11 protein-coding genes are annotated in these 11,874 nt (G+C 27.8%); 10 read left to right on the plus strand and 1 reads right to left on the minus strand.

From position 1 onward, the window contains the following. Positions 1 to 244 precede the first annotated feature (244 nt). Positions 245 to 1,510 (plus strand): ComEC/Rec2 family competence protein, encoded by a 1,266-nt coding sequence (locus tag FRIFI_RS02775; protein ID WP_166504908.1) that lies wholly within the window; start codon positions 245 to 247, stop codon positions 1,508 to 1,510. Beyond that, positions 1,479 to 2,531 carry a DNA polymerase III subunit delta gene (holA, locus tag FRIFI_RS02780; protein ID WP_092927181.1) on the plus strand — a complete coding sequence of 351 codons (1,053 nt, stop codon included), beginning with the start codon at positions 1,479 to 1,481 and terminating at the stop codon, positions 2,529 to 2,531. Before FRIFI_RS02775 ends, holA begins: the two co-directional genes overlap by 32 nt. A 148-nt stretch (positions 2,532 to 2,679) precedes the next feature. On the opposite strand, the gene rpsT is transcribed toward holA, so the two are convergent. Continuing rightward, on the minus strand, positions 2,680 to 2,946 hold the full coding sequence (gene rpsT, locus FRIFI_RS02785) for a 30S ribosomal protein S20 (RefSeq protein WP_092927179.1): 267 nt from the start codon (positions 2,944 to 2,946) through the stop codon (positions 2,680 to 2,682). 279 nt (positions 2,947 to 3,225) lie between these two features. Between rpsT and gpr the strand changes: the two genes are divergently transcribed. From gpr to grpE, 8 genes are all read left to right on the plus strand, one after another. Next, complete coding sequence (gene gpr / locus FRIFI_RS02790; RefSeq protein ID WP_092927177.1) at positions 3,226 to 4,182, plus strand: GPR endopeptidase; 957 nt, start codon at positions 3,226 to 3,228, stop codon at positions 4,180 to 4,182. Between the two features lie 12 nt (positions 4,183 to 4,194). After that, complete coding sequence (spoIIP, locus tag FRIFI_RS02795; protein ID WP_166504909.1) at positions 4,195 to 5,136, plus strand: stage II sporulation protein P; 942 nt, start codon at positions 4,195 to 4,197, stop codon at positions 5,134 to 5,136. A gap of 9 nt (positions 5,137 to 5,145) precedes the next feature. Beyond that, positions 5,146 to 5,406 (plus strand): hypothetical protein, encoded by a 261-nt coding sequence (locus FRIFI_RS02800; protein WP_092927173.1) that lies wholly within the window; start codon positions 5,146 to 5,148, stop codon positions 5,404 to 5,406. A gap of 133 nt (positions 5,407 to 5,539) precedes the next feature. Next, positions 5,540 to 7,345 carry a translation elongation factor 4 gene (gene lepA, locus FRIFI_RS02805; RefSeq protein WP_166504910.1) on the plus strand — a complete coding sequence of 602 codons (1,806 nt, stop codon included), beginning with the start codon at positions 5,540 to 5,542 and terminating at the stop codon, positions 7,343 to 7,345. A gap of 177 nt (positions 7,346 to 7,522) precedes the next feature. Continuing rightward, positions 7,523 to 8,839 (plus strand): APC family permease, encoded by a 1,317-nt coding sequence (locus FRIFI_RS02810; protein WP_166504911.1) that lies wholly within the window; start codon positions 7,523 to 7,525, stop codon positions 8,837 to 8,839. Between the two features lie 149 nt (positions 8,840 to 8,988). Next, entirely contained in the window at positions 8,989 to 10,131 is a 1,143-nt protein-coding gene (gene hemW / locus FRIFI_RS02815) for a radical SAM family heme chaperone HemW (protein ID WP_092927167.1), read from the plus strand. A gap of 99 nt (positions 10,132 to 10,230) precedes the next feature. Beyond that, complete coding sequence (gene hrcA / locus FRIFI_RS02820) at positions 10,231 to 11,247, plus strand: heat-inducible transcriptional repressor HrcA (protein ID WP_092927166.1); 1,017 nt, start codon at positions 10,231 to 10,233, stop codon at positions 11,245 to 11,247. Positions 11,248 to 11,265: 18 nt separating this feature from the next. Further along, positions 11,266 to 11,823 carry a nucleotide exchange factor GrpE gene (gene grpE / locus FRIFI_RS02825; RefSeq protein ID WP_207741676.1) on the plus strand — a complete coding sequence of 186 codons (558 nt, stop codon included), beginning with the start codon at positions 11,266 to 11,268 and terminating at the stop codon, positions 11,821 to 11,823. Positions 11,824 to 11,874 lie beyond the last annotated feature (51 nt).

Below are 11,874 nucleotides of genomic sequence, written 5' to 3' on the forward strand. Positions count from 1 at the left end.
AAAATCATTTATTTATTTTTATTGAGAATGCTTGGTTTTAACCTATATTTTAGTATATTTTTTATGAGTACTAAATTTTATGTAATTTGAATCTATGTAAATATTAGAGGAAAGATGTATTTTCTTGGTTGAAGAATAGTCTGAAACTAACGGTAAGTAAATTAAGTATAAGTTAATTATAAGAAATTAGTTTATAAAATATAAAATTTGAATATAATCAAGATAAAAACCAGCAGGAGGAAAAATGAGAAGGCCGCTTCTTATAATATTTATATTAGTATTAATAGTGTCATACCCTATAACTAATATTTTTTGTGAAGATGTTTATGAAGATAAATCTAATATAAATTTAATAGGTATAGTTAAAGGGAAAAAAACAAAAGCGAAATACGATGAATATATAATAGATAAATTCTTAGTAAGAGATTATACCAAGAGAAAAAATATTATGGTTGGATTAAAAGTAAATGTAGATGGAAAATTTAATTCTCTAAATAGTATGAAGTTTGATGATTTTGATTATGGTAAGTACTTGAGAAGCAATGGATATGAAGGAGTAATAAATTTAAATGATTATAAAGTTATAGGTGAAAGTAAGATTTTTAAATATTTAGGAAGATTAAAAATATATATAAGAAGTACAACTAGATATTTATACAAAGTTAATTCTGATTTTATAAATTCTTTGATATTAGGTGAAAAATATGAAATGACTAGTGAGCAAAAAGAAGTTTTTTCAAGAACAGGAACAAGTCATATAATTGCTATATCAGGACTTCATACGGGGATTTTATGTGTTTTTATAGCAATTTTAATAGGCAAAATTAATAAATATTATAAATTAATAATACTTATATCTCTACTAACACTTTACTCTATGATGATTGATAAGTCACCATCTATAATTAGAGCTATATTTTTTACTGCTATATTATACTTATCCATATTTACTGATAGGAAGAGAGATGGTATAAGTACATTATCATTCATAGGCATATTTTTAGTAATAAATAACCCATATATTATATATAATATAAGTTTCCAATTGTCTTTTCTTTCTACATTGTCTATAATATACTTTTACGGATATATAAATAAGAGCATCAATATGAGTTTAGTTTCAATAACTATAGCATCAAATATATTAACATTACCGATTATATATTATAATTTTAGTGGAATACCAATAAGTTCAATAATTAGTAATATTATAATAGTTCCTTTTATAGGCATTATTATGTATATGAGTATTGTAAGTGTAATTTTATTTAATGTAAACATGGGTATTTCTAAGCTTATAGCGTATTTTAATAATATTATAATAGATAATATATATTATATATTAAATAAAATAAGTGAGTTGGATTTTTTGTATTTAGAGATTGTAAATCCAAATTTGATATATGTAATAATTTACTATGTTGTAGTTTTTTCATATATGATATATAGAGAAATGAAAGTTATGAAGGAGCAGGCAAATGAATTACAAGGATATTATAGGCAATATTAAAAATAGAAACTTTGAAAATGTATATCTTTTTTATGGAAAAGAATATTATTTAATAGAAAATGCAATAAAAGTATTTAAAGAAAGTTTAAGCGAAGGAATGCTTGATTTTAACTTAGATATAATAGATGGAAGGGAAACTGCTATAGATCAGGTTATAAGTTCTATAGAGACACTCCCTTTTATGGATGATAAAAAAATAGTAATAGTAAAAGATTTTGAATTATTAAAAGGTAAAAAGAAGAACTTTAGCGATAGTGATGAAAAGTATTTTATAGACCATATAGATAATATACCAGATACAACTGTTTTAGTATTTATAGTATATGGGGATATAGATAAAAGAAAGTCACTAGTAAAAAAGATAGATAAAAAAGGAATAGTATTTAATTGTGATAAATTATCTGATATGGACTTATTTAAATGGGTTAGAAAAAAATTTGAACTCAATAATGTAATAGTAGAGAACTCTGAGATAATGTATTTTATAGAACAAGAAGGATATAGAGATAAAAGTAGTGAAAAAACATTATCGGATTTAGAAAATGAAATAAATAAAATAAGTTCGTTTGTAGGAAAGGGAAATATTGTAAGTAGAGAAGTAATAGATAAACTTTCCCAAAAGAAGGTAGAAAATGATATATTTAAGTTAATAGATTATATAGGTGAAAAAAATTCATCTAATGCCATGAAAATATTAAACGATATGATAAATGAAGGTGAATCTGTTTTAGGGATATTTTCTATGATAGCAAGACAGTTTAAAGTAGTTGTACAATCAAGAAAATTACAAAGTGATGGGTACACATCAAAAGTAATAGCTGAAAAACTGAAAATTCATCCATTTGTAGCTACGAAAGCTATAAAACAAAGTAGAAACTTTTCAGATGAAATAATAATAGATATGTTAAATTATATATTAGAATGTGATTATAAGATAAAAAATGGGTTAATTAGGGATACATTAGCAGTAGAGATGCTTGTTAGTAAATATTGTAAAAGAGAATTTAATAATGTAATATAAATGAACTCTAAATAGGGTTCATTTTTTATTTCTATATAAAAAATTTAGATATATATTGGTGAAATTTTATAAGGTAATTTTGAATTTTGAGCAAAACAAAAAACCCTTGAAATAAATCAAGGGTTTAAATCTATACTTAAACGGTTAATTAAGCGTTCATTCCGTTTAACTTTTGAGCTAACTTAGCAACTTTTCTAGCTGCAGCGTTCTTGTGTATAGTTCCTTTTGAAGCTACTTGTTGTATCTTCTTTTGAGCGAATTGGAATCTTTGAGTAGCTTCCTCTCTGTTTCCTGCAGTAACAGCTTCTTCGAATCTTCTTATTGCAGTTTTAACTTGAGATTTTCTAGCTCTATTTAAAGCAGTTTTCTTTTCGATAACTTTTATTCTCTTCTTAGCTGATTTTATGTTTGCCACCGTGGTTCACCCCCTCGTTTACTTTATTATCTTATTCATCGTCAACATATTAGATTTTAACAGAAATAAATCTAAAAATCAAGGATAATTATTTATAAGTTTATAATATCTTTTTGTTTTGACTTTTTAGATTATAACCTATATAAAAATAATTTACAACATCCAAATTAAATATTCAGAGATTTATAAATTTAAACTTTTTAAATATGATTTGGTTTTAAAATGCTAAAAACTGTCAACAATTATAAGTATCATTTAAATTACACCTGGAGGTTTAGTATGATTAATATAAGAACAGATTTAGCGCTAGAAGCAAGTGAAGTAGTTCAGGAAAGCCAAGAACCAAAAGAAATACCTGGAGTTAAATTAGATAAAAAAGAATTAGACAATGCAACAGTAACAATAGTTGAGATTATAAATGAACAAGGCGCAGAAATAATGAATAAAGGAATAGGAAAATATGTAACATTAGAAAGCAATTTAATGAAGTTTGATGATGATGAATCAAGAGAAGAGGTTATAACATACTTAAAAGATGAACTTGTAGATATATTAGGGACTGACAAAACTAAAAAAACATTAGTTATAGGGTTAGGAAATTGGAATATAACATCAGATGCTTTAGGCCCTAAATCAGTCTCTAAGACGTTAGTAACAAGACATATATTTAAAAATTACAATAAAGATTACGATGATGATTTTACAGAAGTATCAGCTCTGAGCCCTGGAGTAATGGGACTTACTGGTATAGAAACAAGTGAAACTGTAAAGTCATTAGTTGATAGAATAAAACCAGATAGAGTTATAGCAATAGATGCATTAGCATCTAGAAAAATGGAAAGAGTAAATCAAACTATTCAAATATCAACAGCAGGAATATCTCCTGGAGGGGGAGTTGGAAATAAAAGAAAAGCTTTAAATAAAGAATATTTAGGCGTAGATGTTATAGCGATTGGAGTTCCAACAGTAGTAGATGCAGCTACATTAACTAGTGATGTACTAGATTTAGCGATAGATAATCTTATAAATCAATCAGAGGGCGCAGATAACTTCTATAATATGTTAAAAACGCTTAAAGAAGAAGAAAAGTATCATCTTATTAAAGAATCATTAGAACCATATGATAAAAATCTTATAGTTACACCAAAAGATATAGACGAAACAATAGAAAACCTATCTATAATAATAAGCGAGGGCTTAAATAGGTCTCTTCATCCAGGGAGGATAACCAAGTAAGGAGGAGAAAATATGTTTAATAAACGCATTAAGACATCTATTGTGTCATGTGTGTTAATTTGTATTTTACCAACGGTCTCATATGCCATAAGTAAAGATGATTTCCTAAAATTTTTAGTTAATTCATCGTATCCAGAGGCTAAAGAAGAAGTAAAAGAAGATGAAAAAAAAGAAAGTACTAGTAAAGATGAAGAATATATAGAATTCTTTATAGGAGAAGAAAATATACCTACTATAAAGGAAGAAAATAATAGTGATGAAGAAGAAAGTAAGGAAGCTTCAAATACATTAGCATCAAATTACACTAACAACATAAGGATAACAAGAGAAAAACCAACAATGATGATATATCATTCTCATGCATCTGAAAGTTATTCAGATTCTCCAGAAAATAATTATAGATGCCAAGATAATAATAAGTCGATAGTATCTGTTGGAAGTCTTTTAACAGAAGAATTAAATAAAAAAGGATGGGGTATAGTTCATAGTACAAAGTATCATGATTTTCCAGATTATAACTCATCTTATTCAAATAGTCTAAAAACTATAAATAGCATAATGAGTGAACAAAATAGCATAGATATAGCCATTGACTTACATAGAGATGCTAGAACATTAGATACAAAGGCAAAAAAAGATAAAGAAACTAATAGAATGGTTGCTAATTATAATGGTGAAGAAGTAGCTAAGTTTTTATTTGTAGTTGGACAAAGAAATCCAAATGTAAAAGAAGTAAGAGCACTAGCTAATGATATTACAAATTTTGCAAAGAAAAAGTACCCAGATTTAGTTTTACCAGTAATAGAAAAGCCATATGGTAAATTTAATCAGTATGTAGCTGATAATCATATTCTTATAGAAGTAGGAAGTAATGGGACAACCTTAGAACAGGCTCAAAATAGTGTAAAATATATAGCTAATGTACTAGACGAATATTTTAAAGAAAAGAAGTAGACTTGAAGTATGAGTAGAGTTGAAAGAAATATACAAAAAAAAATAAAGAAAAGAAAAAGAAAATTCATAAGTAAAGTACTATTTATATTGCTTATGACTGCAAATTTATTTATATGTATATTTACAATAAATCAAAGTGCCAAAAGTATGTTAGGTGAGGATACATATAATATAGAAGAAAATATTAAAGATTTACAAAAATTTATAGAAAATAAGTTAGAGATACTTTCAGATAAGACTAAAAAACTAATCTCTCAACTTAATATATAGTAAAAAATAAGACTTATAGGCACTTAAGTCTTATTTTTTGTCCTTATTATTTACATAAATGCGGATATATTATAAAATAAAAGTTATGATAAATAAGAATAAAATTTTTAAGTATTAAAAAGGAGGAATAAAGGTGGACAGTAAACAAAGTAGAACTAGAAACTTTAGTATAATAGCACATATAGACCACGGTAAGTCTACCTTAGCAGATAGATTAATACAAAAAACTGGACTTGTTAGTGAAAGAGAAATGAAAGATCAATTACTAGATAATATGGATCTTGAAAGAGAAAGAGGAATCACTATAAAGTTACAAAATATTAGGTTAGTTTATAAGGCTAAGGATGGAAATGAATATTATTTAAATCTTATAGATACTCCAGGTCATGTTGACTTTAACTATGAGGTATCAAGAAGTTTAGCAGCTTGTGAAGGTGCATTATTAGTAGTGGATGCAGCACAAGGTGTTGAAGCTCAAACATTAGCTAATGTTTATTTAGCGTTAGATCAAGATTTAGAAATACTACCAGTTATAAATAAGATAGACCTTCCAAGTGCTAGACCAGATGAAATAAAGACAGAAATAGAAGATATAATAGGACTTGATGCAAGTGATGCACCTTTAATATCAGCTAAAAGTGGTTTAAATATAGAAGATGTATTAGAAGCCATAGTAGAAAAAGTACCAGCACCACAAGGTGATAAAGATGCTCCTTTAAAAGCTTTAATATTTGACTCATATTACGATGCATATAAAGGTGTTGTAGCGTATGTTAGAGTTTATGAAGGAACTGTTAAAAAAGGTATGACTATAAAAATGATGAATACTAACAAAAAGTTTGAGGTAACTGAAGTTGGTGTTATGGCTCCTGGTCAAAGAGAACTTGATGAGTTAGCTGCAGGAGATGTTGGATACATAGCTGCAAGTATAAAGGATATAAGAAGTTGTCAAGTTGGTGATACAATAACAGATGCAAATAATCCAACTGATGAACCTATGCCAGGATACAAAAAAGCTACTCCAATGGTTTATTGTGGTATATACCCAGGTGAAGGTGAAAAGTACGAAAATGTAAGAGATGCATTAGAAAAAATGCAAATAAATGATGCAGCGCTGGAATTTGAGGCTGAAACTTCAGCTGCATTAGGATTTGGATTTAGATGTGGGTTCTTAGGTCTACTTCATATGGAAATAATCCAAGAAAGACTAGAAAGAGAATATGACTTAAACTTAGTAACAACAGCACCATCTGTTATATACAGAGTTACTAAAAATGATGGGGAAGTTGTAATGATACAAAATCCAACAAACTTACCAGAACCATCAGAAATAAATATGATAGAAGAGCCAATCGTTAAAGGTGATATAATAGTTCCTAAAGATTATGTTGGTACTGTTATGGAGCTTTGTCAAGAAAGACGTGGAACAATGATAAATATGGAATACATAGATGAAAAGAGAGTTATGCTTCATTATGATTTACCACTAAATGAAGTTGTTTACGATTTCTTTGATGCATTAAAGTCTAGAACAAGAGGATATGGATCTTTAGATTATGAAATTAAGGGATACACTCCTTCTAAACTTGTTAAGCTTGATATATTAATAAATAAAGAGCAAGTAGATGCACTTAGCTTTATAGTACATGAATCTCGTGCTTATCCAAGAGGTAAAGCTATGTGTGAAAAATTAAAAAATGAAATACCAAGACATCAGTTTGCAGTTCCTATACAAGCAGCTGTTGGAAATAAAGTTGTTGCTAGAGAAACTATAAGTGCACTTAGAAAAGACGTTTTAGCTAAGTGTTACGGAGGAGATATATCTCGTAAGAAGAAACTTCTTGAAAAGCAAAAAGAAGGTAAGAAACGTATGAGACAAATCGGATCTGTAGAAGTTCCTCAAAAGGCCTTTATGTCAGTATTAAAATTAGATGAATAATAGCTAAAGTCAAAGGATTTTTCCTTTGGCTTTTTTATTATAAGTTCTATTAACTAAAATCGTGTGTAAAACCTGTCCTCATATCTAAATTCTAATAATAGATAAAAACTTGGGAATACTAAAAAATGCAAAGTATACAAAAATATCATAAATATAAACAGCACAAGGAGGACATATATGAATGGTAAGCTTAATAGTACCATAGGACTACCAGCAGCTCTTTCAACAGTTGTTGGTATGGTTATAGGGTCTGGAGTATTTTTTAAGCCTCAAGCAATATACACGGCAACCAATGGTGCACCAGGTCTTGGTATAATAGCATGGATATTAGGTGGTATTATAACTATTACAGCAGGATTAACTGCAGCCGAAGTATCAGCAGCTATACCTAAAACTGGTGGAATGATGACTTATCTCAGTGAAATATATGGAGAAAAAATAGGATTCTTGACAGGATGGATGCAAACGGTATTATATTTTCCAGGTACTATTGCAGCGCTTGCAGTTATATTTTCGCAACAGGTATCAGAACTTATGGGTTATGGTCCACAAAATATGGTAGTAGTTTTACCAGTATCTTTAGGAATAATAATATTTATAGCTTTGCTAAATACAGTAGGATCATCTTTTGGTGGATTTATACAAACTGTATCTACTATCTGTAAGTTATTACCTTTAATACTTATAATAATATTTGGATTTATAAAAGGAAATGGAAACCCAATATTAACACCATTAGTAGGAGGTGAAACTACTGTCATAGGATCTTTAGGACAAGTATTAATAGCTACACTATTTGCTTATGATGGTTGGATAAATGTTGGAGCTATAGCTGGTGAAATGAAAAGTCCAGAAAAAAATTTACCTCTAGCTATAGTTGGAGGTTTATCAATAGTTATGGCTGTATATATATTGATAAATTTAGCATATTTATGGGTAGCGCCAGCATCAGAACTTGCTACATCAGTAGCTCCAGCTGCACTTGTTGCACAAAAAATATTTGGAAATACAGGTGGAAAATTAATATCCATAGGTATACTAATATCAGTATTTGGTGCTCTAAATGGATATTTACTTACAGCACCTAGGGTACCATATGTACTTTCAAAAGAGGGATTATTACCAGGATCAAAAATATTTTCTAAGTTAAATAAAGGTGGTTCTCCATACAACTCTATTTGGTTAATAGCCGGTCTTGGATGTATATATGCTTTATCTGGACAATTTAACCTGTTAAGTGATCTAACTATATTTATAATATGGGTATTTTATATATTTACTTTCTATGGAGTAGTTAAGCTTAGAAAAGAAAAACCAGATATGGTAAGACCTTATAAGGTTCCATTATACCCAATTGTTCCTATTGTTGCTATACTAGGTGGACTTTTTGTTATAATAAATCAATTAATAACAATGACTTTAGTTTCATTAGGAGGAATAATAGTTACACTTATTGGTTTACTAGTATATTCTTATAAAATTAAATTAAGATAAGTAAAAGGCATCTTTACATTTAGGTGCCTTTTATATATTTTAAATTAATAAAGCATTTTTAAATAGATAACAACTATCACATATATATTGTTATAATATAGTAAAATATATTTAATAATGTAAGCAATATATGAATAGGAGAAAAATAAATGTTAGGATTATATATACATATTCCATTTTGTGTGAGTAAGTGTAACTACTGTGACTTTAATTCATACAAATTAGATGTAAACTTAAAGAAAAGATACATAGATGATTTAAAAAAGGAAATGGAACTTTATAAGAAAGATATAGAAAAAGAAAATTATGAAAAAGAAATATGTAGTATATTTTTAGGGGGAGGAACTCCAAGCATACTAACATCTAATGAAATTGAAGAAATATTTAATAATATTTATAAGAACTTCAATATAAAGGATAATGCTGAAGTAACTATGGAGTGCAATCCAGGAACATTAACAAGAGAAAAATTAGAAACTATGAAAAAGTGTGGAGTAAACAGATTAAGTATAGGTCTTCAGGCAGTGCAAAATAATAAATTAAAGGAAATAGGAAGAATCCATACATATGAAGAGTTTGAGAAAAATTATAAAGAAGCTTTAGAGGTTGGTTTTGATAATATAAATGTAGATTTAATGTATGCACTTCCAAATCATAACATTGATGAATGGAAAGAAAGCTTAGAAAAAATTATTTCATTAAACCCATCACATATATCAGCTTATTCACTTATATTAGAAGAGGGCACAAAGTTATATGATATGTATGAAGACAATGAATTTGAACTTATAGATGAAGATACAGATATAAATATGTATAATCACACAATAAATTACCTAAAACAAAATGGGTACAATCAATATGAAATATCAAACTATTCAAAGCCAGGTTTTGAGTGTAAGCATAATATACTATACTGGAAGTGTTATCATTATATAGGGTTAGGTGCAGGGGCATCTGGATATCTAGGAAATATTAGATATAATAATGTAGAAAATCTAGATGAGTATCATAATATGATAGAAAAAAATGAAAAACCTATAAGCAATTTAGAAAATTTAAGTATAGAAGATAAAATACAAGAAAAAATATTTATGGGACTTAGAATGAATGAAGGGATATATTTTGAAGACTTTAAAAAAGAATTTAATATAGAATTCAAAAATAAATATAATAAGCAAATTGAGGATTTGAAAAATAAAGACTTAATAAAAGAAAGTAAAGTAGGTATTAAGCTTACCCAAAAGGGACGAGAAATATCAAATTCTGTATTTGTTGAATTCATAAATTAATTAGAAAGTGTTGACAAGAATAAAATAAAATGATATATAATATATATAATCTTTTTAGCACTCGAAAGTAGTGAGTGCTAACAGCGAGGAGTGAAGGTGATGGAATTAAATGAAAGAAAATTAAAGATCCTCAAAGCTATAGTTAAAGATTATATAGAAACAGCTGAGGCTGTAGGCTCACGAACTATATCAAAAAAACATGACTTAGGTGTAAGTGCTGCCACTATAAGGAATGAAATGGCTGACCTTGAAGAATTAGGATATTTAATCCAGCCACATACCTCGGCAGGTAGAGTTCCATCTGAGAAAGGATACAAGCTTTATGTAGATTCTCTTATGAGTCAAAGTGAACTTAGTGACGAAGAGAAAATTTTAATAGAGAGTTGTATAAATAAAAATGTTAATGATATAAGAGATTTAATTCATGAGACTTCTAAGCTATTATCAGAAATTACTAATTATACAACTGTAGCTGTTACTAAAAACTTAGTTAATCAAAGTGTTATAAAACACATACAGTTAGTTAGTATGAGTGATAACAACATTTTATTAATAGTTGTTACAGATAAAGGTGATATAAAAAATGTAAATTTAGCTACTAACACTCATTTAGATCAATCAAAATTAAACATAATTTCTGACAATCTAACTAGAAAATTATCAGGAAAAAGTATAGTTGATTTAGATGAAAAACTTATAGCATTTATAAAATATGAAATAAGTGAACATGCAGTGTTAATAGATGAATTAATAGATGCACTAAATTTTGATACCAATGATGATACATCAATTTCACTAAGTGGAGCAACTAATATATTTAACTATCCCGAATTTAATGATGTACTTAAGGCCAAGTCATTTTTACATATGCTAGAACATAAGGAAATGATATCTAGTATGGCTAAGTCAAAAGGTATACAGAAGGATAATGTTAATATAATCATTGGTAGTGATAATGATTTTGAGTTAGCGCAAGATTGTAGTATAGTTACAGCAACTTATAATATAAGTAGAGATCTAGTAGGGCGTATAAGTTTTATAGGGCCTACAAGAATGGACTATGCTAAGATTTATACAATTGTTAATTATATGAGTTTGATTTTTAACAAAAAATAGATTAAGGGGTGTAACATATTGCAAGAAAATAATTTAGAAAAAGAAAATGTAAAAGAAGAATTAGAAACTTCAAGTGAAATTGAAGAAACGACTGAGGAAGTTGTAGAAGACAATGTTACAGATATAAATGACAAATTAGAAGAAAATAAATTAAGAGAAGAATTAGAGGCTCTTAATGATAAGCATCAAAGACTTCAAGCAGAATATGCAAACTATAGAAGAAGAACAAATGAAGAAAAAGAAACTATAGGATTATTTGCAAATGAAAAAATACTAAACGATATAATACCTGTTATCGATAGTATGGAAAGAGCTTTAGAAGCTTGTGATGACAAAGAAGGAAGTATGTACCAAGGAATAGACTTAGTATATAAGCAACTTCAAGGAATACTTACAAAGTATGGAGTTGAAGCAATAGAAGCTGAAAATGCAGACTTTGATCCAAATTTACACTTAGCAGTAATGCAAGAAAGTGTTGATGGAGTTGAAGCAAATAAGGTTGTAATGGTACTTCAAAAAGGATACAAACTAGGAAATAAAGTATTAAGACCAAGTATGGTTAAAGTATCTTGCTAGTTTGATATAAATAGCAATAAAGTTTAAGAATTTAGCTAAAATATATCTTAT

Source organism: Romboutsia hominis, assembly GCF_900002575.1.
Lineage (GTDB): Bacteria > Bacillota > Clostridia > Peptostreptococcales > Peptostreptococcaceae > Romboutsia_C > Romboutsia_C hominis.

Coding starts and splice junctions, on each gene's coding strand:
- FRIFI_RS02800 (WP_092927173.1), top strand. CDS start 5,146: ATGAGTAGAGTTGAAAGAAATATACAAAAAAAAATAAAGAAAAGAAAA.
- gpr (WP_092927177.1), top strand. CDS start 3,226: ATGATTAATATAAGAACAGATTTAGCGCTAGAAGCAAGTGAAGTAGTT.
- FRIFI_RS02775 (WP_166504908.1), top strand. CDS start 245: ATGAGAAGGCCGCTTCTTATAATATTTATATTAGTATTAATAGTGTCA.
- holA (WP_092927181.1), top strand. CDS start 1,479: ATGAATTACAAGGATATTATAGGCAATATTAAAAATAGAAACTTTGAA.
- FRIFI_RS02810 (WP_166504911.1), top strand. CDS start 7,523: ATGAATGGTAAGCTTAATAGTACCATAGGACTACCAGCAGCTCTTTCA.
- hrcA (WP_092927166.1), top strand. CDS start 10,231: ATGGAATTAAATGAAAGAAAATTAAAGATCCTCAAAGCTATAGTTAAA.
- spoIIP (WP_166504909.1), top strand. CDS start 4,195: ATGTTTAATAAACGCATTAAGACATCTATTGTGTCATGTGTGTTAATT.
- hemW (WP_092927167.1), top strand. CDS start 8,989: ATGTTAGGATTATATATACATATTCCATTTTGTGTGAGTAAGTGTAAC.